This window comes from Phenylobacterium sp. Root1290 (assembly GCF_001425305.1).
Taxonomy (GTDB): Bacteria; Pseudomonadota; Alphaproteobacteria; order Caulobacterales; family Caulobacteraceae; genus Phenylobacterium.
Window position 1 is genome coordinate 1,028,209 of the sequence record NZ_LMEE01000001.1, and the last position, 20,866, is coordinate 1,049,074.

Sequence of the window (20,866 nt, forward strand, 5' to 3'; positions counted from 1 at the left end):
GGTCACCAGAGCGCGGTCATCACCACGCCGATCGCCGTCGCCGCCCCGCCGATCATCTGACGAAGGCTCAGCTTCTCCTTGAACAGCCGACGGCCCGCGGCGGCGGCGATCGGCGCCTCGATGACTCCGACGGCGCGCACGGCGCCCGCCGGCGCCAGCGCCAGGGCCGCGAACCAGCAGGCCGACGCCGCCGCGCCGCAGAAACCCGCGCCCAGCGACTGCCGCCAGGATGCGAACACCGCCCGCAGCGCTGCTGGCCGGGTCATCCCCAGAAACGCCAACAGCGCCGAGGACTGCAGCGCCTGAGCGATGCAGACCGAGGCCGTCGCCGCATAGATCGGGTGGGCAGGATCGAGCGCCAGGCCAGCCTGCCGATAGGCGTTAAGGGTGACCCCGAAGGCCAGGCCTGAAGCCAGTCCGAACAGCGCCCCGCGCGCCGCCCCCTTGTCCGCCCCGGCCTTTGGCCAAGACAGCACCGCCAGCCCCGCCGTCGTCGCCGCGACGCCCAGCCAGGCATGGAGGCTGAGCCTGTCACCGACCACAACCCCCATCAGCGCCGCCAGCGGCAGAGACGACTGCTGCATGAAGGTCGCGACCGCAAAGCCGGAACGGCGCATGGCCACCAGCAGCGCGGCGGTCGCCGCGACCTGCCCGGCCGCGCCGCTCGCCACAGCCAGGGCGAAGCGCCACGAGAAGCGCGGGTCGGCGTCGGGGGTCGCCAGGGCGACCGCGCCGAAGATGAGCAAGGCGAACGGCAGGCCGAACAGGAACCGCACCAGCGTCGCGCCCCACGGTCCGGCGTCGCCCACCAGGCCGCGCTGCAGCGCGTTGCGCGCCACCTGCAGCGGCGCAGCCGCCGCCGTCAGAATGATCCAGAGCATGTCACGATGATCCGCTCAATTCCCGCGCAGGCGGGAAGCCGCGCCGGGTCGCGGCGCGGGCTGTTCCGATAGGAGGCCCCGGGTTTGGGGCCGAGCGGATATCAGAAGCCCGAGGCGATCGCGTCGGGCGCGCTCTTTTCCTTGCGGGCGAAGAGGTTGTTCAGCGCGTTGACATAGGCCTTGGCCGACGCGGTTAGGGTGTCGGTGTCGGCGGCCTGGCCGGTCGCGATGCGGCCGTCCTCCTCCAGACGCACCGAGACCTGGGCCTGGGCGTCGGTGCCCTCGGTCACCGCATGCACCTGGAACAGGCGCAGGATCGCGGTGTGCGGCACCACCTCGTGGATGGCGTTGAACACCGCGTCTACCGGCCCGTCGCCGGTGGCGGTCGCGGCGCGCTCCTCGCCATCGACCGTCACGGTCAGGGTCGCTTCCTGCGGACCGTCGGTGCCGGCGATCACGCGCAGGTGCTTGACCTGGATGCGGTCGGCGCCCGAGGCCAGGGCGTCGTCGACCAGGGCGATGATGTCGTCGTCGAAGACGTGCTTCTTCTTGTCGGCCAGGTCCTTGAAACGCTGGAAGGCTTCGTTCAGGGCGTTCTGGCCCAGCTCGTAGCCCAATTCCTTCAGCTTCTCGCGGAAGCCGGCCCGGCCCGCATGCTTGCCCATGACCAGGTTCGAGGCGCCCTGCCCGACAGTCTCGGGGCTCATGATCTCGTAGGTGCCGCGGTCCTTCAGCATCCCGTCCTGGTGGATGCCGCTCTCGTGGGCGAAGGCGTTCTTGCCGACGATCGCCTTGTTGAACTGCACCGGGAAGCCGGTGATGGCCGAGACGTAGCGACTGGCGCGGGTGATGTGCTGGGTCTCGATGCCCGTATGGTAGGGCAGCGCGTCGCCGCGGACCTTCAGGGCCATGACGACTTCTTCCAGGGCCGCATTGCCGGCGCGCTCGCCGATGCCGTTGATCGCGACCTCGACCTGGCGGGCCCCGCCCTGAACGCCGGCCAGGCTGTTGGCGACGGCCAGGCCCAGATCGTTGTGGCAGTGGGTGGAGAAGATGACCGTATCGGCGCCGGGCACGTTCTCGATCAGGTCGCGGAAGATGTCGGCGTATTCCGAAGGATAGGTGTAGCCGACGGTGTCGGGGATGTTGATCGTCTTGGCGCCGGCCTTGATCGCGGCCTCAACGCAGCGGCGCAGGAACTCCTGTTCGGTGCGGGTGGCGTCCTGCGCCGACCATTCGACGTCGCCGCACAGGTTGCGGGCGTGGCCGACCGACTTGGTGATCATCTCCAGGATGTCTTCCTGGCTGGCCTTCAGGATGTGGTCGCGGTGGCTGGGGCTTGTCGACAGGAAGGTGTGAATCCGGCCGCGCTTGGCCGGGCGGATGGCCTCGGCGCAGCGCTCGATGTCGACCATCCCGGCGCGGGCGAGGCCGCAGATGGTGCTCTCGGTGACGATCTTCGAGATTTCGCGGACCGCCTCGAAGTCGCCGTTGGAGGCGATCGGGAAGCCGGCCTCGATGACGTCGGCCCGCATGTCCTCGAGGATCTTCGACAGTTCCAGCTTTTCGTCCAACGACATGGACGCGCCGGGCGACTGCTCGCCATCGCGCATGGTGGTGTCGAAGACAATCACGCGATCACGAGAATCGCGGGCGGCGGCGTCAGAAACGTTGGTCATTTGCGAACTCTCTTCGCGGGTATTCTGTTGGGGCGGGCGAGCGGGTGAATTGTCCCCTGAGCGCCCGGCCGCGAAGTCGCGCAGCCTAAAGGGTCGCCCAGGGGCGGCTAAGCCCCAGGTCAAGTAGAAGCAGGCTGTTCGGCTGCGTGCGCATGGCGCCGTGTGTACCCAAACGGCGCCCGAGCCGCAAGACTATTGCGCAAAATCAAGGCGTGAAGCGCCTGCGCGCAAGAACCTTCCCCTACGCGGCGTCAGGCGTTTTCCATAGCCATGGCCTTCCAGACGGCCGGACGGGTGATCATTCGCACCATGTGCGCGCTGACCTTGGGAAACTGCGACGGGTCGACACCGTCGTCGTCGAGCCAGCTTGCGAGGGTGAAGAGGTAGGGGTCGCAGACGGTGTACTGTTCGCCCATCACCCAGGGACCAACGAACATCTCGTCCTCGATCAGCTGGAAACAGGAGGCCATGTTGTCGGCGACCTTGTCCTGCATCGCCTTCTGGGCCTGGGCGTCGTCGGCCCAGCGCCCCGCGCGGCGGCCATGGGCGTGGGCGACATGGACGGTGGAGGCAAGGTAGGCGTTGAACTCCTGAACCTTGCCGAAGCCGAACGGATCGGCCGGGGCGAGGTTCGCCTCGGGAAACGCCTGGGCGATGAAGGCCAGGATCGACACGTTTTCGGTGAGCACGCCCCTATCCGTGACGAGCGCCGGCACCCGGCCCTTGGGGTTGATCTCCAGGTACTCAGGCTTGTGCTGGTCGCCAGCCCGCAGGTCCATGCGGACGGCTTCGTACTCGGCTCCGGCCTCCTCCAGCGCGATGTGGGAGGCCAGCGCGCAAGAGCCGGTGGAGTAGTGCAGCTTGAGCATCAGTCGTCCTTCATCGGCCCGCTGATCGCGTCCTCGCGAGACTTGAGCCAGTTGCGGGCGAACCAGCCGATGGCGATCCAGATCAGGACGATGAGCCCCAGCCAGAGCAGGTGGGCGCCGCCCTCCCCCTTCAGCACCTGGACAATGGAGTTGCCGGCGAAGGCGGTGAGCACGATCTTGGGAATGATCCCGATAGCCGTACCCAGCGTGAAGTCGCGCATCCGCATCGGCGTCACGCCGGCCGCCATGTTGACGACGATGAACGGCGCGGAGGGCACAAGCCGCACGATCAGACTGGCGAGGAAGCCGTTGCGGCCAACAAGGTCCATGAAGCGCTGCACGCCCTGGCTGGACAGCACCTGCAGCGTCCGCGCCCCGGCGACGCGCCCGAGATAGAAGCCGACCAGCGCCGAAACCATCGTGCCGATCCAGCTGTAGATGAAGCCCGACCATGCGCCGAAGGCCACCACCGCCGCGGCGATCAGCACGAATTGCGGCACGCCGACAAAGGCCAGGATCGCAAAGGCGGCGACCGCCACGGGCAACGCCCAGGGGCCGTCGGACGCCAAACCCAGCCAGCGTTCTACCGTCGCTTCGCCGTCGAAGCCGAGCACCTGGGCGCCGAACAGAAACACGACGCCGACGCCGCCGAACAGGACGAAGGACACGGCTAGCGTTCGCCAAGCCTTGGCGTCCATTTCGGTGAGGAAGCGGAGGATGCGGCGCATCGCTCTCCCGTCGCCTGTTCGCGCCGCTGGGTCAAGGCAGGCGGGACCCGAGGCGCGGACCCGGCGGGGCGGATCAGTACGATCGATGCTTGATGCCCCAACGACCGTTCTCAAGCGTGACGATCCATAGGTTGGCGTGGCGGCTGAGGACAACGCCGCCCTCCCCGTCGCGCGAGTAGTCGACCAGCAGATGGACCCTGGTCGGGCTCGACAGCACGACGCGCTTCTCGTGGTAGGTGCTGCGGCGCCAGCCTGTCGCAGCGAGATCGTCGAAGTAACCTTCTGGTAGCTGGCCTGGCGCCTTCCAGACACTGAGCTTCTCGTCCGCCAGTATCACGTGTGGAAAGTGCAGCTGGGCGTCCATGCCGACGGCATCGCGACGGTTGAAGCACTCGGTGAAGGCTTCAAGGCAAGCGATGGCCGAGGCGGCCGCCTGCGGATGCTCGATGCGCTTTGACATGTGCACCGCGACGCCGCCGTTCAGCGCCTCTTCCCGGTCGATCCGGTATCCGAGCGAGGCGTAGAGGGCGATGTTCGCCTCGAACCGCTGGTTGGTATAGAGCCGCACGCCCGCCAGCCCGGCCTCCGCGGCCAGATCCTCGGCCAGGCGCATCATTCGCACGCCAAGACCGCGCCCCTGGAAGGCGGGCCGCACGGCGACGTTGACGACCAGCAGATGGTCTCCGTCCGGCGCCGTCTCGACCAGCGCAGCCAACTCACCCCCGACATGCAGGAGGTCGAAGCGGTGTGAGTTCAGCGCCTGGGCGTAGTCGGCAGTCATCGGCAGCGGTTCGCGACCGATCAGCGGGACCCACTTCGCATAGGCCTCACGGGTCAGAGCGCCGATCGCCTCCACGTCGTCGGCCCGCGCGCGGCGCACACTCACTGTCTCGTCCATCGCCACCTCCGCTCGGCCCGGAAGCTTAGCCATGGAAGGACACGGGTCGCCAGCGCGCACGATGAAGCCGAAGACAATCCGCGCTCCCCAGCCTCAAGGCGGGTTTGCCTTTACGCGGCCTTCGGTTAAACCGCGCGCGTTCCATTCAACCTGTTCCGGGAGTCTGCCCGCCATGTCGCTCGAATCCTCCGCGCTCGCCCGCGTCAAGCCGTCCGCCACCCTGGCGGCGGACGCGAAAGCCCGGGAACTGAAAGCGCAGGGCCGCGACGTGATTTCGCTGGCGGCCGGCGAGCCCGACTTCGACACGCCCGACAACATCAAGGAAGCCGCTATCAAGGCTATCCGCGAGGGCAAGACCAAGTACACCAACGTCGACGGCATTCCTGAGCTCAAGGAAGCCATCGTCGCCAAGTTCCAGCGCGAGAACGGCCTGACTTACAAGACCAGCCAGGTGAACGTCTCGCCCGGCGGCAAGCCGGTGATCTGGAATGCCATGATCTCGACGCTGAATCCCGGCGACGAGGTGATCATCCCGACGCCGTACTGGGTCAGCTACTGGGACATCGTCCTGCTGGCCGGCGGCACGCCCAAGGCGGTGGCCACCTCGGATGCGACCGGCTTCAAGCTGCAGCCCGCCGATCTGGAAGCGGCGATCACCCCGAAGACCAAGTGGGTGTTCCTGAACTCCCCGTCGAACCCGTCGGGCGCAGCCTACACCAAGGAAGAACTGCGCGGCATCGCCGACGTTCTGCTGCGCCATCCGCACGTGTGGATCCTGACCGACGACATGTACGAGCACCTGGTGTTCGGCGACTTCCAATTCTGGACCATCGCCCAGGTCGAGCCGGCGCTGTACGACCGCACCCTGACCATGAACGGCGTCAGCAAGGCCTACGCCATGACCGGCTGGCGGATTGGCTATGCGGCCGGCCCGGAGGCGCTGATCAAGTCGATGGCCAAGGTGATGAGCCAGACGACGTCCAACCCGTCCTCCATCTCGCAATGGGCGGCGGTCGAGGCGCTGAACGGCACCCAGGAGTTCATCAAGCCGAACGCGAAGCTGTTCGAAGGCCGTCGCGACCTGGTGGTCTCGATGCTGAACCAGGCCAACGGCATCGTCTGCCCGACGCCGGAGGGCGCGTTCTACGTCTACCCTTCGGTCGAGAAGCTGCTGGGCAAAACCGCGCCGAGCGGCAAGGTCATCACCAGCGACCAGGACTTCGCCGTCGAACTGCTCGAGCAGGAAGGCGTCTCGGTGGTGTTCGGCGCGGCCTTCGGCCTCTCGCCGTTCTTCCGCATCAGCTACGCGACGTCCAACGCCGTGCTGGAAGATGCGTGCACCCGCATCCAGCGCTTCTGCGCGAACCTGAAATAGCCCGTTTCAAGAGCTGAATACGGAAACGGCCCGGATCGCTCCGGGCCGTTTCTGTTTGGCGCTAGTGCTTTTCGCGCCAGGCGGCCTTCGCCGCATCCTTGGTCAGGTTGAGCCTGACCTTCTCATCCACCACGTCATCGACCCACGAGAGCGGGATCATGTGGTGCTTGAGCCCCGCGCCCAGGTCGAGCTTGGCCAGTTCGATGTCGTTGCCGACCACGTGGTCGACCCGGCCGACGTGGCCGCCGTCCGAACCGATGACTTCCATATGTTCGCGAATGCCGGGATGCATGGCGTTCTCCTGGTCTTGCGTTTTGAGGGTCGCAAGAGAACGACTGATCGCCAGGCCGGTTTCAGCTTGGCCGGAGATTCGGGCCTCCGGCGTTCAGGACCTCGCTGGCCGGGTGCGGATAAAAATCGGGCCGGCTTCATCGCGCCGCACCTCGAACGCTCCTGCCTTGTCGACCAGATCGCTGAGCTTTGCACAGCCATAGGTCCGGGGGTCGAAGTCCGACGCGAGGATGGCCAATTGCTGGCCCACCCGCCCAAGAGGCGCCCAGCCTTCGGCCTCGTCCAGTTGTGCGAGGGCCTTGCGGATCAATGGCCGTGCGGCGCTAGGCGACCTGCGCGGTGGACTTGCGGAGACAGGTTCAGGCCGATCCGGCGCCGGCGCCTCTGGCAACAGATTCTCGGTGTAGACGAAACGCCGGCAGGCCTGGCGAAAGCTCTCGGGCGTCTTCTGCTCCCCGAACCCATAAACGTCGACGCCCTGCTCGCGAATGCGGGCGGCCAGACGCGTGAAGTCACTGTCGGAGGATACCAGGCAAAAGCCGTCGAACCGCCCGCTGTGCAGCAGGTCCATGGCGTCGATCACCAGGGCGATGTCGGACGCGTTCTTGCCCGAGGTGTAGGCGAAGTTCTGATGCGGCATGATGGCGTAGGTGGACAGGATGTCAGCCCACCCCTTGAGCCGGGTCCCCGAGAAATCCCCGTAGATGCGCCGCACGCTGGCCTCGCCGATCTTGGCGATCTCCTCAAACAGGCCCTGTGCGATGCGTGACGAGGCGTTGTCGGCGTCGATGAGGACCGCCAGGCGGGGCGCTCTCTGCTCAGCCATGGCTCGATAACTCCCGCGGCGTTGGCGGGACTGTATCAGCGCAATTCAGAGTAAACCTAGCCCCGTACCGTGGAATTCGGGGCAGAACTCCAGCGAACATCTAAGCCGCCGATCCGAGGTCGAGGATCTCCTCTTCCACGCCTGCCGCGGGCAAGGCGAAGACGATCGTGCAGACGACGCCGTCGCGGGCGAAATCGAGGTCGACCACGCCGTCCAACTGATGGGCGAGCCCGCCGACGATGACGCGCGTGCCAAAGCCGCGTCGGTCGGGTTGGGTGACCCGCGGGCCGCCGATCTCGCGCCAGACGATCCTCAGTTGGCGCGATCCCGATCCCGGCGCCAGCGTCCAGGTCACGTGGACCCGCCCGTCCTCGTTCGAGAGCGCGCCGTATTTGACCGCGTTGGTCGCCAGTTCGTGGAACGCCATGCCCAAGGCCACGGCGGTGTTGGGCGCAAGCCAGACGGGCTCTCCCGCCAGAACCACCCGTTCGCCGTGATCCCCGCCATAGGGACTGAGCTCGCTGTCGAGCAGCTCCGCCAGGCTCACTCCGGTCCAATTGTCTCGAGTCAGCAGATTGTGCGCCTGGGACAGCGCGATCAGGCGCGCTTCGAAGCTCTTGCGCACGCTGTTCACGTCGGTGCCGTGGCGCAGGCTTTGCGCGGCGATGGACTGCACGGTGGCCAAGGTGTTCTTCACGCGATGGTTCAGCTCGTCGAGGAGCAGCTTCTGGCGGGCCTCGGCGGCGATACGCGCCACGATCTCGCGCTCAGCGGCCAAGCGCGCCTTGACCTGCCGCCAGGTCGCCAGGCTGACCAGGGTGGTCGCAATCAGTCCGCCGACGATGAAGGCCAGCGTCACCCAGCGATCGGCCCCATGGTCATAGTCGGCGCGCGCCCGATAGATGATCGTCCAGTTGCGTCCGGCGATGTCGAGCGTGCGCGTCGCCACCAGGCCGCCGCGCTGGGCGGCGGCGTCCGGCGACTGGCTCAGCAGCGTGCCGACGGAGGGCTTTCCGTCGTAAACAGCGTAGTCGAGCCCTGCGCCCTTCGTCGCCGGCAGGACGCTCCCCAACAGATCGCTGGCCTGAAAGGGCGCATAGACAAACCCTTCGAGACGTTCCCGGCGCTCGGCGACGGTGGCCGGGACATCGCCCCCGTCATAGACCGGTTCGTAAATGAGGAAGCCAGCCTGGCGCTTGGCGTCGACCTCTTCAATGGCCTCGACCTTTCCCGATAGAGCCGGCAAGCCCGTATCGCGGGCTCGATCCATCGCCTCGCGGCGCACCGGGAAGGCGTACATGTTGAAGCCCAGGGCGCGCCGGTTCACGAAGTCCAGCGGCTCCAGATAGATGATGGCGTGCACCTCGCCGTCGGTGGGGGGCCGCAGCTCGGCGTCAGCGATGCCCTCCGCCCGCATTCGGGCAGCCAGCGCCGGCGCGCCTCCGGGTGGCGCGCGCAGCGTGTAGCCGATGCCCTGAATCCCGGGATAGCGGCGGGTCAGCTCGACGCGCTGCGCGAAGGCGCGGAATTCAGGAGCGCTGACGTCCTCGCTGGCCGCAAAGAGACCGGCGCCCGCGCGCAGAACAGCGATGTAGGTGTCGAGCCGGTTGGCGACCGCCTCGTTGGCCTGATCGACCACCGCGTCGAAGCGCAGGCTTTCACGCGCCTGGCGCCCCTGCTCCATCATGTAGGTCCCGGCGAGCGTAGCGATCAGGCCGACCGCAGCCACAATGGCCGGCCACGTCAGCACCGGCCATCCGCGCACCCGCTCGATCAGTGTCTGAGAAAGGCTGGTCGCCACGGCGTCTTCCGATCCTAGCCGACCAACAACGCCTTAGCTCCGAATAGGCGCCCTGGAAAGAACGGCGTTCTTTCGTTTGCGCCGGCGGCCTGACAGCGCGTCGTTCAAGGGGTATCTGGAAGAGGGACTCGTCACGCAGTCCAGAGCCCAAGCGCAGGGAGGGCCCATGAGCAACGTCGTGAACCTGAACAAGGCCCGCAAGGCGCGTGAACGGGACAGGGCGCGCGATCAGGCCCGCGAGAACCGCGCTAAGTTCGGCCGGACAAGGGCGGACAAGGATCTGAGCAAGGCCGAGACGCAGAAGGCCGATCAGGCTCTGGACGGCGCCAAGCTCGACAAGCCCGAATAGTCAGGCCGGCCAGAGCAAGGGCGTGGGTGGGGAAGGCTCGACACTCCCCCACCCGCCCGGCGCTGTGCACAGCGCCGTTCGTGCGCGCCGCTCCCCCCGGACCGGCGCGCAGAACGCGTTACATCCGGGCCGGAACCGCCCCATCGCGCGCCTCGACCGGGATGGATTCGTAGATGGTGGCCGGCGTGATGCCGAGACGCTCGCGCGCGGCGTCCAGCGGCTCGTTGAGCAGGCGCTCGTAGTCCTCGCCCAGCAGCCAGCGAGCGGCCTTGCCGCGCTGGTAGCCCTGCCAGATCGCCTTGACGTACGGGTAGTCCGAGCCGCGCGAGCGCGACGCCGCGCCCAAAGCGATCAGAGCCCAGCCCAGGCCCTTGGTCTGGGCGTAGGAGAACGCGACCAGGCAGGACTCGCCCAGACCGTCGCGGTGATAGCCCGAAAGGATGTGCCAGATGTCGTGCACGTCGCGGGTGCGGCGGCCCATCCAGGCGTAGGGATGGACGATGTCGACCTCATTGCCCTCGATCCGGCTGACCTCGGCCAGGCCTTCCGCCGACAGCTCCTCGGATCGCACGAAGTCCCGGTAGGCGGCCCCGACCGTGCCCGGCGCGAGCGAATCGAGCCAGGCGTCGTCCATCAGACGGTCGGCCAGTTCCTGCCGCTCGTAGGCGATGCGGCCGCCCTGGGTCGTGGTCAGCAGGCGCTGATAGCAGTCCGCCGTCGAGGTGCCGTTGAGCGCCCGCATGATCTCGAACACCTGGCCGGTGTCTTCCTTGTCGTTCAGCAGGCGCTGCAGCGCCTTCAGCGCCGTCCCCCACTGCATGCGGGGCTTGGGCAGGCGGACGTTCGCAGGCGCAGCCTGGCGGGCCATCGGGGCGTCAAGTGCGTCGGCAGTCATGGCCATGGGGAAGCAGCCTTCGAAGCGAACAACGTTTGGATTGAAAGTGACGCAGGCGTCATCTTTTTGCAAGATAACAAACGAACGCTTTGCCGCAACGTGGCGCCTGGGCCACAACTCCTCTCATGGCATCCTTGAAGAAACGTTCGATCCTGCTCTCGGGCCACGCGACCTCCATGGCGCTGGAGCCGGAGTTCTGGGCGGTGATGGACGAGATGGCGGCGGCGCGTGGCGTCAGCCTGGCGGTGCTGATCGCGCAGATCGACGAGACCCGCGGCGAACGGCCCCTGGCCTCGGCCTGCCGCGTCGCCGCACTGGTGTTTGCGAAGGGCTAGCCGATCCCTGGCGGATTGAGCGCCCGCATCGTGAACATGAAGGCGATCGCCACCAGGAAGCCGATGATCGTCCACAAAAAGAGCGGGATCGGTTTGCGCCGGGGCGGAGGGGGTTCGTCGTCGCTCACGGCTATCTCGGCGCCGGCAGCGGCGCGTCGGGCATCTTCGGCGCATCGGGCAGCGACGGCGGTCGCGGCACGTTGATGTCCACGTCGATGGCCTTGGGGAGATCGGACTGCGCCTGCCGGCTGACGACGGCATAGCCGATGGCGCCGATGCCCAGAACCAGCGCTCCGATCAGGATCGCCAGCCAGACCATGGTGCTCGAACTAGACCTGTCCGCCATGAACTCCTCCCTGGGCTCAGGGTCGAGGTGGAAAACGAACGCTGGCGACGGCGGTTCCGACTTAAGCCGCCCGCGCCGTGTGCTACATATGTTCCAATGTCCTCGCCTGAATCATTCGACAACCCGTTCGACGACGCCCTGCCCGCTCCGCGTGTCAGCGACCTGGCGCGCGTGCGCGGCCCCGACTACCTGACCGGCCTCAATCCCGAACAGCGGGCGGCCGTTGAAGCCACCGAAGGTCCGGTGCTGGTGCTGGCCGGCGCCGGCACAGGCAAGACCCGTGTGCTGACCACCCGCCTGGCCCACATCCTGGCCACCGGCCGGGCCAAGCCGTGGGAACTGCTGGTCGTCACCTTCACCAACAAGGCCGCGCGCGAGATGCGCGAGCGGATCACCCACATCATCGGTCCGGCGGCCGAGGGCCTGCGCTGGCTGGGCACCTTCCACTCGGTCGCCGCCCAGATTCTGCGTCGCAACGCCGAACTGGTCGGCCTGAAGTCGAACTTCACCATCCTCGACACCGACGACCAGGAACGTCTGATCAAGCAGGTTCTGGAAGCCGAGAACATCGACTCCAAGCGCTGGACGCCCAAGGCCCTGGCCGGGATGATCGACCACTGGAAGAACCGCGGCTGGACGCCCGATCGGGTGCCGCCGTCCGAGGGCGGCGAGTTCGCCAATGGCAAGGGCCCGGCGCTCTACCGGCTGTATCAAGAGCGCATGCGGGTGCTGAACGCCTGCGACTTCGGCGACCTGCTGCTGCACAACCTGACCATCTTCATGGCCAATCCCGATGTGCTGGCCGACTTCCACGAACGGTTCAAGTACGTGCTGGTGGACGAATACCAGGACACCAACGTCGCCCAGTATCTGTGGCTGCGGCTGCTGGCCCAGAAGCGGCAGAACGTCTGCTGCGTCGGCGACGACGACCAGTCGATCTATGGCTGGCGGGGCGCTGAGGTGGACAACATCCTGCGCTTCGAGCGCGATTTCCCCGGCGCGACGGTGATCCGTCTGGAGCGCAACTATCGCTCGACGAGCCACATCCTCGCGGCCGCTTCGGGCCTGATCAAGGCCAACAAGGGCCGTCTGGGCAAGACGCTGTGGACCGAACACAACGGCGGCGAGAAGGTCATCGTCCGCGGGGTCTGGGACGGCGAGGCCGAGAGCCGACTGATCGCCGAGGAAATCGAGCGCGCCAAGAAGGGCGGGACCGAAAAGGACCCGCGCAAGTACCGCGACATCGCCATCCTGGTCCGCGCCTCCTTCCAGATGCGGGCGTTCGAAGAGCGCTTCGTGATGCTGCAGATCCCCTACACGGTGGTCGGCGGCCCCCGGTTCTTCGAACGGGCCGAGATCCGCGACGCCCACGCCTATCTGCGGCTGATCCAGTCGCCGGACGACGACCTGGCCTTCGAGCGGATCGTCAACGTGCCCAAGCGCGGCATCGGCGACACCACCGTGCAGAAGCTGCTGCAGATCGCGCGCGTGAACGGCGTGCCGGTCATGCAGGCCGCGCGTGAAGCGGTGCAGACCGACGAACTGGCGGCCCGCACGCGCACCGCGCTCTCCAACTTCCTGCGCGACGTCGATCGCTGGCGCGGTCAGGCCCAGGCCATCCACCATTCGCGCCTGACCGAGCAGGTCCTGGAGGAGAGCGGCTACACCGACGCGCTTCGCCTGGACAAGACGCCGACGGCCCAGACCCGGCTGGAGAACCTGAAGGAGCTCGTCCAGTCGATGGGGTCCTTCGACACGCTGGAAAGCTATCTCGAGCACGTGTCGTTGGTGATGGACATGGACCGCGGGCCGCAGGCCGATGCTGTCCAGATCATGACCTTGCACTCAGCCAAGGGCCTGGAGTTCCCGCTGGTCTTCCTGCCCGGCTGGGAGGAAGGCGTCTTCCCGTCCCAGCGCAGCATGGACGAGAAAGGGGAGAAGGGGCTCGAGGAGGAACGCCGGCTGGCCTATGTCGGCATCACCCGAGCGCGCGAAGAAGCCCGGATCTCATTCGTCGCCAACCGCCAAGTCTACGGCCGCTGGACCAGCCAACTGCCCAGCCGCTTCGTCGACGAACTGCCGCTGGAGAACGTCGAGGCCAGTTCCGAGACCGGCTACTACGGCGGCGGCCCAGGCATGCAGCAACAGCACGGCAGCCGCTGGGACGAGAGTCCGACCTTCGGCGCGGGCTACTCCAGCCCCGGCTGGAAGCGCGCCCAGGAGCGGAACTTCCGCGGCAGCCATCCAGGCCGCGGCGCAGTGATCGAAGGCGAAGGCCGGCTGGTGGTGTCGGAATCCTCGGCCGCCAGCGACTTCAAGCGCGGCGAGCGGGTGTTCCACCAGAAGTTCGGCTACGGCCAGGTGAAGTCGGTGGACGGCAACAAGCTGACCGTCGGCTTCGACAAAGCCGGCGACAAGAAGGTCATCGACAGCTTCGTGACGAAGGCCTGAGGACGTGGGCGGCTTGCCGCCGTCCCCGCCCTGCTTCAGGTTGTTTCCCAACAATCGCTGGGAGAGCCGAAATGCCGACGATCACCGCCAACGGGATTCCGTTGTACTATGAGGACCACGGCCCGGCGGACGGCGACGTCATCCTGTTGATCATGGGGCTGGGCGCACAGATGACGCGCTGGCCGCTCGGCTTCATCGAACTGTTGACCGCGGGCGGCCGCCGCGTGGTGGCCTACGACAACCGCGACTGTGGACTGTCCCACAAGTTCGACGAGGCGGGACCAGCGGACATGCCGGCGCTTTATGCGTCGCTGATGAAGGGCGAAAAGCCCAACGCGCCCTACCTGGTGTCGGACATGGCGAACGACGCCGTGGGTCTGCTGGACGCGCTCGGCGTCAAGAAGGCCCACATCGTCGGCGCCTCGATGGGCGGGATGATCGCCCAGATGGTCGCTGCCGAGCATCCCGAGCGGGTGTTGTCGCTGACCTCGGTCATGTCGACCACCGGCAATCCCGCCGTGCCGCCGGCCTCGCCCGAGGCGTCGAAGCGGCTTACCGGCGTGGCCCCGAACCCCAAGGCCGATATCGACGCATTCCTCGACTACGGCTTGGCCAGCGCCAAGGTGATCGGCAGCCCCGGCTATCCGGTCGATGACGCCGATCAGCGTGCGCAGCTGCTCTCGGACTATGAACGCGCCTTCTATCCGGTCGGCACGTCGCGCCAGATGGCGGCCATCGTCGCCAGCGGCGATCGCCGCGCAGCACTGGCGAAGATCACCGCGCCCACCGTGGTCATCCACGGCGCGGACGACCCGCTGGTGCCGGTGCAAGGCGGCGAGGACACCGCCGCGACGATCCCGGGCGCGGAACTGCACATCATCCCAGGCATGGGCCACAACCTGCCCAAGGCGCTGTGGAAGCAGGTGGCCGACCTGATCGAGCATGCCACCCGCCGCGCGAGCGTCAGCGCCTAGGGATCATGTCGACTTGCGGCCGCCAATCACCTTGGCGGCCAGCAGGCCCAGCCCCGCCAGCACGGCGATGGCGCCGCCGACCGCCGCGGCGATGCCCGCGGTTTGGCGGACGTGCGCCTGGGTGGAGGCGGTCTCGGCTGCAGCCTTCAGGGCCGGAGGCTGCACCTCGTGGGCGACGGTGCGCTTGAACGAGACCATGCCTTCGCCCACCGCGGAGACGCGCCATCCGTGATCGAGCCACGACTTCTGGTGAGGCTTGTCAGCGCCGATCCACCAGGCCGGCTGGCGCGCGGCCTTGGGCAGGGACGCGCCCAGCACCATCTCGATCTCTGCAAAGCTGGCGCGCCAGTCGTCCTCGGCGCGTTGGGCGAGATGATCCGAGAGGGGGCTGTACTTGCTCATGGGCGAAACCTCGTCACTGGAAAGCCCATGATGGCACGCTGGGGCGCGGAAGTGAAAACACGGGCGCGCCATGCCCCCTCGCCTTTCGCGCGCCCAGCCTCTAAAGGGCGCGCATGAGCCAAGACGCTGTTCAGATCATCTCCCGCGGTCCCCGCGCCATTGCCGAAGCCGCCGCCGAAGCGATCGACGCCAATCCGCTGCTCGAAGGGGCGACCTACTCGATCCTCGAGGAGGACGAGGACCGCAACGTCTGGCGGATCGACGCCTTCCCGACCACGACCGAAGAGGCCGACGGCCTGGTCGAGGCGCTGGCCGCCTATCCGGAGCTGAAGACCGTCGTCGAGAAGCTGGCCGACGCCGACTGGCTGGCCATGGCCCTGTCAGGTCTGCCGCCGGTGCGCGCTGGGCGGTTCTTCGTGTTCGGCGCCCACGACAAGGGCCGCGCCCCGACCAACGCCGTGAACCTGCGCATCGAGGCCGGCGCTGCGTTCGGCACCGGCCACCACGGCACCACCGTCGGCTGCCTGATCGCGTACAACGACCTGATCAAGTCGCGTCGCTTCGACAAGGTCCTGGACGTGGGCGCCGGGACCGGCGTCCTGGCCATCGCCGCAGCGCTGACCGGCAGCAAACTCGCGGTTGGCACCGACATCGACGGCCCGTCGGTGCGCATCTCCAACGAGAACGCCAAGCTCAACAAGTCGACCGCGCGCTTCGTGCACGCCTCCGGCCTCGGGCACCGACTGGTGGCGAAGGCCGCGCCCTACGATCTGGTGTTCGCCAACATTCTGGCGCCGCCGCTGGTGGCGCTGTCGCAGGACATCAAATCCGCGCTGAAGCCGGGCGGCTTCGCGATCCTTTCGGGCCTGCTGCGCACCCAGGAGCGCCGGGTGCTGGCCGCCTACCTGTCCAAGGGTTTCCGCTTGCATCGCCGCATCCACCGCGACGCCTGGGCGACGCTGGTCCTGCGCCGGGCCTAGCCGGCGCCGAGGTCCAAAGGCCTCGGGCGCCGGGCCGCCGGTCAGGCAGCGTCAGCGCGCGACGCCCACTCCTGCGCGAGCAGGCCGTAGACGTGGGTGTCGCGCCAGCCGCCATCGCGGGCCGGCTGGTTCCGCCGCAGGGTGCCTTCCCGCCGCATGCCAAGCTTTTCCATGATGGCGTAGGAGCCGGCGTTGCGGGTGTCGCAGGTCGCCCAGAGCCTGTGCACGCCGAGCGCGTCGAACGCATGGGCCGTGATGGCGTGCGCGGCCTCGTACCCATAGCCCTGACGCCACCAGGCGCTGCCGTAGCTGTAGCCGATGTCAGCGTTGCGGTGTGGCCAGAGCCCCAGCCGGATCGAGCCGATCACGGTTCCGGTTTCGAGGTGCTGCACGGCCAGACCGACGTGCACGCGCGGCGAGACGCTCGCACGCTCGATTTCCTCACCCAGAAAGATCCTGGTCTGTTCGCGAGTATTCGGACCCCAGTCCATGTAGCGGACGGTTGCGTCGTCGCTGGCGTAGACGTGGACATCATCCTCGTCCGCAGGCGTGAACTCCCGCAGCAAGAGGCGTGGCGTCCGGAGGCTGTAAGGTGGTGTCTGGTCCATGGGAGCTTCCCTTTCGAGGGCTGATAGCCGTCGGCGGGGCTCGAATGCGTCGTCATCGACCCTGCCGCGCGGCGGGGTCGACGTGGGTCTAAGGTGTGGCGATCAGCCCACGCGAAGACACACGGCCCCAATGGGACCGCAGGAATTCGAGAGGGCGATTGCGTGACGCATAGCGATGTTATGCAGGACGCCTTGGCGGCCGTCTAGATCGCCGAGCGGGCGTGGAGTTGCTCGCGCCAATGACGCTCCCGCGACTTCAGCCAAGTGTCGCGGCCGATTGGACCGAGCTCTTCGTCCTCAAGCTGCTCCAGGATCACGAATTCGAAGCCTGGCTCCCCGCCCGCTGCGTTCCACGCCGCCTGCAGGTCCTTGTTGCGATGGCTGCCGAGCCGCAGGCCAAACAGCGAAGAGTTGCGCTGTCCGTCGAGGTTGCGCGACGCGCCCACCCAGGCCTGTCCAGACGTCAGGCAGCGCAGGGCGAAGATCCCGATCGGGACCTTGCGTTCCTTGTACTGGCGGATGGCCTCGCGGCGGTTGCTCTTGTCCATACCGATCAAATGGCCGGCCCGGGACGCCGAGTCAATTATATCCGGGTAAATTATTTGGGCGGTCAGAGGCGCCGACTCCCCTTAGGCCTCGGAGCGAAGGAGGCCGGGCATGCAGGCGCCAGCCATCACTCCCCGCCGCGCGGTCTGGACCTTGGGCGTCACGCAGCTGATCGGCTACGGCTGCACCAGCTATCTGCCCGCCACCCTGGCGAAGGCGCAGGCGAGCTCACTCGGCGTTTCCACAGCCTTCGTCTTCGGAGCCTTCTCAGGCGGCCTGCTGCTCTCAGCGCTGCTCGGCCCAATGGCCGGGCGCGCTGTGGACCGCCACGGGGCGCGGCGTCCGCTGGCGATCGGCAGCCTGGTGCTCACGCTCGCGCTCGTCGGCATGGCCATGGCTCAGGACGGCCGGCAATTGGCCCTGGCCTGGGTGGTCCTGGGCGCTGGCATGGCGCTGGCGCTCTACGACATCGCCTTCGCCGGTCTGGTCGGCTGGTTCGGACAGGACGCCCGCCGCTCGATCACCGGCGTGACTCTGATCGCCGGCTTCGCCAGCACCATCGCCTGGCCGCTCTCGGCCTGGATGGAGAGCGCCTATGGCTGGCGCGCCACGGCGCTCTTTTGGGCCGCGGCCAACCTGCTGATCGCCCTCCCCCTTCACCTGACCCTGCCGCGGCCGGTGCGTCTGGCAAGCAAGGGCCATGTGCAGGCCCAAGAAGAGGACGAGCCGCCCGTTCCCGGCATGGCCCTGAAGATGGTCCTGCTGGCCGCCGCCCTGGCGGTCATGGCCGGGGTCGGATCAGTGATGGCGGCTCATCTTCCGCCGCTGCTGATGGGCCTGGGCGCCGGCGCCGCGGCCGCCATCGCCGCCGGGATGCTGGTCGGCCCGGCCCAGGTGGCGGCGCGGCTGGCGGAGTTCGCCCTGGTGCGCCGGATCCATCCGCTGGTTTCGGCGCGAGCTGCGGTGGCCATGTTCCCGGCGGGCGCGCTGCTGTTGCTAGCCCTGGGCCCGCTGGCGGCGGCGCCCTTCGCGATCCTCTACGGCGCCGGCAACGGCCTCTTCACGATCGTACGCGGCACCCTGCCTCTGGTGCTGTTCGGCAGCCGAAACTACGGCGGCCGGCTGGGCGCCTTGAGCGTGCCCTCGCGGCTGGTCGGGGCCGCCGCGCCGCTGATCTTCGCGCTCGGTGTGGAGCGCTCGCCGCAGATGTCGCTGTGGGTGCTGATCATCGCCTGCCTGGGCGCGTTGGGCTGCCTCTTCGTCCTGCGCAAACCCACGGCCTAGGGTGGCGCAGGGGCTGCGGCGGGACTAAGTTCGCGCCATGCGTCAGACCTTTGATGAAACCACCGATCCTTCCTTCGGCCCGAAGCACGTCCCCCTGATCCGCGCGGCCATGAAGGCGCAAGGGTTGGACGGCTTCCTGGTGCCCCACGAGGACGAACACCAGAACGAGTACCTGCCCGAGGCCAACGACCGGCTGGGCTGGGCGACCGGCTTCACCGGTTCGGCAGGCGCCGCGGTGATCCTCGCCGACAAGGCCGCGATCTTCGTGGACGGCCGCTACACCCTGCAGGTCCGCGATCAGGTCGACGCCGACGTCTTTGAAATCCGCGATCTCGTGGAGGGCGGCGTCCCGGCCTATCTGGAGACCGCTACGGGCAAGGGCCAGCTCATCGGCTACGATCCGCGCCTGCATTCGCCCGATGCGCTGGAGCGCCTGAAGGCCGCCGCCGCCAAGGCCGGCGCGGCGCTGAAGCCCGTCGCCGCCAACCCCCTGGATGAAGCCTGGGGCGCCGCCCGGCCGTCCCAGCCCACCGCGCCGGTCGTGCCGCACGCCCTGATACATGCGGGCGAGGAATCCTCGGCCAAGCGCAACCGCATCGGCCAGGCCCTGGCCGGCAAGAACGCCGACGCCACGGTGCTGACCGCGCCGTCGTCCATCGCGTGGCTGTTCAATGTCCGCGGCGGCGACGTCATCCGCTCGCCCCTGCCGCTGGGCCAGGCGATCCTGAACAAGGATGGATCGGCGCGCCTGTTCCTCGATCCCGTGAAGGTCTCGCCAGAGCTGCGTGCGTGGTTGGGCAACGAAGTGGCCTTGGAGACGCCGGACGACCTGCCCGCGGCCCTCGCCGACCTGAAGGGCAAGCGCGTGTTGATCGATCCGGGCCAATCCTCGGCCTGGTACTTCGACACCCTGCTCAAGGCCGGCGCCGAGGTCGTGCGCGGCGAAGATCCCTGCGCCTTGCCCCGCGCCTGCAAGAACCCGGTCGAGATCGCCGGCACGCGTGAGGCCCATGCTCGCGACGGCGTCGCCGTCACCCGCTTCCTGCATTGGGTCGCTACCGAGGGCCAAAGCCGCACCGTGGACGAGGTCGAGGTGGTCACCCGCCTGGAAGGATTCCGCCAGGACACCGGCGCGCTGAAGGACCTCTCGTTCGACACCATCGCCGGCGCGGCCTCGAACGGCGCCATCGTCCACTATCGGCCGACGACGCGCCTCAACAAGCAGGCCGAGAAGGGCTCACTGCTGCTCGTCGATTCCGGGGCCCAATACCTGGACGGCACCACCGACATCACCCGCACCGTCGCGATCGGCGAGCCGAGCCAGGAGATGCGCGAGCGCTTCACCCTGGTGCTGAAGGGCCACCTGGCGCTGGCGGTGATCCGTTTCCCCGCCGGGACCACCGGCTCGGCGCTGGACGTGCTGGCGCGCGCGCCGCTCTGGAACCTCGGCCTCGACTACGACCACGGCACCGGGCACGGCGTGGGCTCGTATCTGGGCGTGCATGAAGGTCCGCAGCGGATCTCCAAGCTGCCGAACTTCGTGGCGCTGCGGCCTGGCATGATCCTCTCGAACGAGCCCGGCTACTACAAGGAAGGCGCCTACGGCATCCGCATCGAAAACCTGCAGTTCGTCACCGAGCCCGCGCCTATTCCCGGCGGCGAGCGCGAGATGCTGGGCTTCGAGACCCTCACCCTGGCGCCGATGGATCGCCGCCTGATCGTGGTGGAGATGCTGACGGCGCAGGAGCGCGCGCAGATGGACGCTTACCATGCGCGGGTGCTCGAGGTGGTCGGCCCGCGGGTCGAGCAGCCGGACGTGCGCGCCTGGCTGGAAGCGGCCTGCGCGCCGCTTTAGCGCTTACGGGAGCGTCGCGAGGCGCTCCTGCTATTCGCCCGCCATCTTCAGGATCGTGGCCCAATCGGCGGCGCTGACCGGCGAGACCGAAAGCCGCCCCTGGCGCAGCATCGCCATATCGGCCAGCGCCGGGTTGGCCTTCATGTCCGCCAGGGTCACCGACTTGGCCAGCTTGCGGACAGGGGTCAGCTCCACGGCGACGAACTTTCCCGTCGGATCGCTGGCGTCAGGAAAGGCCTCCCTGGCGACCTGCGCGATGGCGACGACGTCCTTGCCCTCTTGCGAGTGGTAGAAGAACACCTGATCGCCGATCTTCATCGACTTCAGATGGGAGGCGGCCGCGAAGTTGCGCACGCCGTCCCAGACGGTGCGTCCGTCCCGTTCGAGATCGGCGTAGGAATAGGTGTCCGGTTCGGACTTCACGAGCCAGTGCGACGCCACGGCGATGCTCCTTGTATCTGGTCCAAGGTTGGGGACTGCGCAGTCCCACGAC

The 20,866-nt window shown here is 67.7% G+C and carries 23 protein-coding genes; 8 read left to right on the forward strand and 15 right to left on the reverse strand.

The window, feature by feature from the left end:
- Positions 1-2: 2 nt before the first annotated feature.
- The 5 genes from ASC79_RS04990 to ASC79_RS20680 all read right to left on the reverse strand — a co-directional run bounded on the left by ASC79_RS04990 (position 3) and on the right by ASC79_RS20680 (position 5,055).
- Positions 3-881, reverse strand: a complete 879-nt coding sequence (locus ASC79_RS04990) for a DMT family transporter (protein WP_056020540.1) — start codon at positions 879-881, stop codon at positions 3-5.
- Positions 882-982: 101 nt separating this feature from the next.
- Complete coding sequence (locus tag ASC79_RS04995; protein WP_056020543.1) at positions 983-2,560, reverse strand: 2-isopropylmalate synthase; 1,578 nt, start codon at positions 2,558-2,560, stop codon at positions 983-985.
- A 251-nt stretch (positions 2,561-2,811) separates the two neighbouring features.
- A complete protein-coding gene (locus tag ASC79_RS05000; RefSeq protein ID WP_056020546.1) occupies positions 2,812-3,429 on the reverse strand; it encodes a glutathione S-transferase family protein in 618 nt (205 codons plus the stop codon).
- Positions 3,429-4,157, reverse strand: a complete 729-nt coding sequence (locus ASC79_RS05005; protein WP_056020549.1) for a TVP38/TMEM64 family protein — start codon at positions 4,155-4,157, stop codon at positions 3,429-3,431. The genes ASC79_RS05000 and ASC79_RS05005 overlap by 1 nt, the downstream gene beginning before the upstream one ends.
- Positions 4,158-4,230: 73 nt before the next feature.
- Positions 4,231-5,055 (reverse strand): GNAT family N-acetyltransferase, encoded by an 825-nt coding sequence (locus ASC79_RS20680; RefSeq protein ID WP_082531938.1) that lies wholly within the window; start codon positions 5,053-5,055, stop codon positions 4,231-4,233.
- Positions 5,056-5,227: 172 nt separating this feature from the next.
- On the opposite strand from ASC79_RS20680, the gene ASC79_RS05015 reads away from it, so the two are divergent.
- Positions 5,228-6,430: a pyridoxal phosphate-dependent aminotransferase gene (locus ASC79_RS05015; protein WP_056020552.1), complete on the forward strand. Its 1,203-nt coding sequence runs from the start codon at positions 5,228-5,230 to the stop codon at positions 6,428-6,430.
- Positions 6,431-6,491: 61 nt separating this feature from the next.
- Here ASC79_RS05015 and ASC79_RS05020 read toward each other — a convergent pair whose 3' ends face one another.
- The 3 genes from ASC79_RS05020 to ASC79_RS05030 all read right to left on the reverse strand — a co-directional run bounded on the left by ASC79_RS05020 (position 6,492) and on the right by ASC79_RS05030 (position 9,348).
- Positions 6,492-6,722: a DUF2171 domain-containing protein gene (locus tag ASC79_RS05020; protein WP_056020555.1), complete on the reverse strand. Its 231-nt coding sequence runs from the start codon at positions 6,720-6,722 to the stop codon at positions 6,492-6,494.
- A gap of 93 nt (positions 6,723-6,815) precedes the next feature.
- Positions 6,816-7,547 (reverse strand): NYN domain-containing protein, encoded by a 732-nt coding sequence (locus tag ASC79_RS05025; protein WP_056020557.1) that lies wholly within the window; start codon positions 7,545-7,547, stop codon positions 6,816-6,818.
- Between the two features lie 100 nt (positions 7,548-7,647).
- Positions 7,648-9,348 (reverse strand): CHASE domain-containing protein, encoded by a 1,701-nt coding sequence (locus tag ASC79_RS05030; protein WP_056020560.1) that lies wholly within the window; start codon positions 9,346-9,348, stop codon positions 7,648-7,650.
- Positions 9,349-9,514: 166 nt separating this feature from the next.
- Here ASC79_RS05030 and ASC79_RS05035 point away from each other — a divergent pair, with 166 nt between their 5' ends.
- Positions 9,515-9,697 (forward strand): DUF4169 family protein, encoded by a 183-nt coding sequence (locus ASC79_RS05035; RefSeq protein WP_056020563.1) that lies wholly within the window; start codon positions 9,515-9,517, stop codon positions 9,695-9,697.
- A 118-nt stretch (positions 9,698-9,815) separates the two neighbouring features.
- Here ASC79_RS05035 and ASC79_RS05040 read toward each other — a convergent pair whose 3' ends face one another.
- Positions 9,816-10,598 (reverse strand): Coq4 family protein, encoded by a 783-nt coding sequence (locus tag ASC79_RS05040; protein ID WP_056020570.1) that lies wholly within the window; start codon positions 10,596-10,598, stop codon positions 9,816-9,818.
- A gap of 119 nt (positions 10,599-10,717) precedes the next feature.
- Here ASC79_RS05040 and ASC79_RS05045 point away from each other — a divergent pair, with 119 nt between their 5' ends.
- Positions 10,718-10,927, forward strand: coding sequence for a ribbon-helix-helix domain-containing protein (locus tag ASC79_RS05045; protein ID WP_056020573.1), 210 nt, complete (start codon positions 10,718-10,720; stop codon positions 10,925-10,927).
- Here ASC79_RS05045 and ASC79_RS21615 read toward each other — a convergent pair.
- Positions 10,924-11,055, reverse strand: coding sequence for a hypothetical protein (locus tag ASC79_RS21615; RefSeq protein WP_255352723.1), 132 nt, complete (start codon positions 11,053-11,055; stop codon positions 10,924-10,926). The two genes, ASC79_RS05045 and ASC79_RS21615, sit on opposite strands and share 4 nt — an antisense overlap.
- Before the next feature lie 2 nt (positions 11,056-11,057).
- Positions 11,058-11,273, reverse strand: a complete 216-nt coding sequence (locus tag ASC79_RS05050; RefSeq protein WP_156378332.1) for a hypothetical protein — start codon at positions 11,271-11,273, stop codon at positions 11,058-11,060.
- Between the two features lie 96 nt (positions 11,274-11,369).
- Between ASC79_RS05050 and ASC79_RS05055 the strand changes: the two genes are divergently transcribed.
- Positions 11,370-13,724: a UvrD-helicase domain-containing protein gene (locus ASC79_RS05055; RefSeq protein WP_056020579.1), complete on the forward strand. Its 2,355-nt coding sequence runs from the start codon at positions 11,370-11,372 to the stop codon at positions 13,722-13,724.
- 71 nt (positions 13,725-13,795) lie between these two features.
- The gene (locus tag ASC79_RS05060) at positions 13,796-14,698 is read left to right on the forward strand and encodes an alpha/beta fold hydrolase (RefSeq protein WP_056020582.1); all 903 of its coding nucleotides are present in this window, start codon (positions 13,796-13,798) and stop codon (positions 14,696-14,698) included.
- Positions 14,699-14,701: 3 nt separating this feature from the next.
- Here ASC79_RS05060 and ASC79_RS05065 read toward each other — a convergent pair whose 3' ends face one another.
- A complete protein-coding gene (locus ASC79_RS05065; RefSeq protein WP_056020587.1) occupies positions 14,702-15,100 on the reverse strand; it encodes a hypothetical protein in 399 nt (132 codons plus the stop codon).
- 113 nt (positions 15,101-15,213) lie between these two features.
- Between ASC79_RS05065 and ASC79_RS05070 the strand changes: the two genes are divergently transcribed.
- Positions 15,214-16,080 (forward strand): 50S ribosomal protein L11 methyltransferase, encoded by an 867-nt coding sequence (locus ASC79_RS05070; RefSeq protein WP_056020589.1) that lies wholly within the window; start codon positions 15,214-15,216, stop codon positions 16,078-16,080.
- 41 nt (positions 16,081-16,121) lie between these two features.
- On the opposite strand, the gene ASC79_RS05075 is transcribed toward ASC79_RS05070, so the two are convergent.
- A complete protein-coding gene (locus ASC79_RS05075; RefSeq protein WP_082531939.1) occupies positions 16,122-16,688 on the reverse strand; it encodes a GNAT family N-acetyltransferase in 567 nt (188 codons plus the stop codon).
- 203 nt (positions 16,689-16,891) lie between these two features.
- Positions 16,892-17,236 carry a GIY-YIG nuclease family protein gene (locus tag ASC79_RS05080; RefSeq protein WP_056020595.1) on the reverse strand — a complete coding sequence of 115 codons (345 nt, stop codon included), beginning with the start codon at positions 17,234-17,236 and terminating at the stop codon, positions 16,892-16,894.
- A gap of 109 nt (positions 17,237-17,345) precedes the next feature.
- Here ASC79_RS05080 and ASC79_RS05085 point away from each other — a divergent pair, with 109 nt between their 5' ends.
- Both ASC79_RS05085 and ASC79_RS05090 read left to right on the forward strand, forming a co-directional pair.
- A complete protein-coding gene (locus ASC79_RS05085; protein ID WP_056020598.1) occupies positions 17,346-18,518 on the forward strand; it encodes an MFS transporter in 1,173 nt (390 codons plus the stop codon).
- A 37-nt stretch (positions 18,519-18,555) separates the two neighbouring features.
- Positions 18,556-20,373: an aminopeptidase P family protein gene (locus tag ASC79_RS05090; RefSeq protein WP_056020602.1), complete on the forward strand. Its 1,818-nt coding sequence runs from the start codon at positions 18,556-18,558 to the stop codon at positions 20,371-20,373.
- A gap of 30 nt (positions 20,374-20,403) precedes the next feature.
- Here the strand turns inward: ASC79_RS05090 and ASC79_RS05095 are convergent, their stop codons facing one another.
- The gene (locus tag ASC79_RS05095; protein WP_200937076.1) at positions 20,404-20,814 is read right to left on the reverse strand and encodes an EVE domain-containing protein; all 411 of its coding nucleotides are present in this window, start codon (positions 20,812-20,814) and stop codon (positions 20,404-20,406) included.
- Positions 20,815-20,866 lie beyond the last annotated feature (52 nt).

Coding starts and splice junctions, on each gene's coding strand:
- ASC79_RS04990 (WP_056020540.1), bottom strand. CDS start 881: ATGCTCTGGATCATTCTGACGGCGGCGGCTGCGCCGCTGCAGGTGGCG.
- ASC79_RS04995 (WP_056020543.1), bottom strand. CDS start 2,560: ATGACCAACGTTTCTGACGCCGCCGCCCGCGATTCTCGTGATCGCGTG.
- ASC79_RS05000 (WP_056020546.1), bottom strand. CDS start 3,429: ATGCTCAAGCTGCACTACTCCACCGGCTCTTGCGCGCTGGCCTCCCAC.
- ASC79_RS05005 (WP_056020549.1), bottom strand. CDS start 4,157: ATGCGCCGCATCCTCCGCTTCCTCACCGAAATGGACGCCAAGGCTTGG.
- ASC79_RS20680 (WP_082531938.1), bottom strand. CDS start 5,055: ATGGACGAGACAGTGAGTGTGCGCCGCGCGCGGGCCGACGACGTGGAG.
- ASC79_RS05015 (WP_056020552.1), top strand. CDS start 5,228: ATGTCGCTCGAATCCTCCGCGCTCGCCCGCGTCAAGCCGTCCGCCACC.
- ASC79_RS05020 (WP_056020555.1), bottom strand. CDS start 6,722: ATGCATCCCGGCATTCGCGAACATATGGAAGTCATCGGTTCGGACGGC.
- ASC79_RS05025 (WP_056020557.1), bottom strand. CDS start 7,547: ATGGCTGAGCAGAGAGCGCCCCGCCTGGCGGTCCTCATCGACGCCGAC.
- ASC79_RS05035 (WP_056020563.1), top strand. CDS start 9,515: ATGAGCAACGTCGTGAACCTGAACAAGGCCCGCAAGGCGCGTGAACGG.
- ASC79_RS05040 (WP_056020570.1), bottom strand. CDS start 10,598: ATGGCCATGACTGCCGACGCACTTGACGCCCCGATGGCCCGCCAGGCT.
- ASC79_RS05045 (WP_056020573.1), top strand. CDS start 10,718: ATGGCATCCTTGAAGAAACGTTCGATCCTGCTCTCGGGCCACGCGACC.
- ASC79_RS05050 (WP_156378332.1), bottom strand. CDS start 11,273: ATGGCGGACAGGTCTAGTTCGAGCACCATGGTCTGGCTGGCGATCCTG.
- ASC79_RS05055 (WP_056020579.1), top strand. CDS start 11,370: ATGTCCTCGCCTGAATCATTCGACAACCCGTTCGACGACGCCCTGCCC.
- ASC79_RS05060 (WP_056020582.1), top strand. CDS start 13,796: ATGCCGACGATCACCGCCAACGGGATTCCGTTGTACTATGAGGACCAC.
- ASC79_RS05065 (WP_056020587.1), bottom strand. CDS start 15,100: ATGAGCAAGTACAGCCCCCTCTCGGATCATCTCGCCCAACGCGCCGAG.
- ASC79_RS05070 (WP_056020589.1), top strand. CDS start 15,214: ATGAGCCAAGACGCTGTTCAGATCATCTCCCGCGGTCCCCGCGCCATT.
- ASC79_RS05075 (WP_082531939.1), bottom strand. CDS start 16,688: ATGGACCAGACACCACCTTACAGCCTCCGGACGCCACGCCTCTTGCTG.
- ASC79_RS05080 (WP_056020595.1), bottom strand. CDS start 17,236: ATGGACAAGAGCAACCGCCGCGAGGCCATCCGCCAGTACAAGGAACGC.
- ASC79_RS05085 (WP_056020598.1), top strand. CDS start 17,346: ATGCAGGCGCCAGCCATCACTCCCCGCCGCGCGGTCTGGACCTTGGGC.
- ASC79_RS05090 (WP_056020602.1), top strand. CDS start 18,556: ATGCGTCAGACCTTTGATGAAACCACCGATCCTTCCTTCGGCCCGAAG.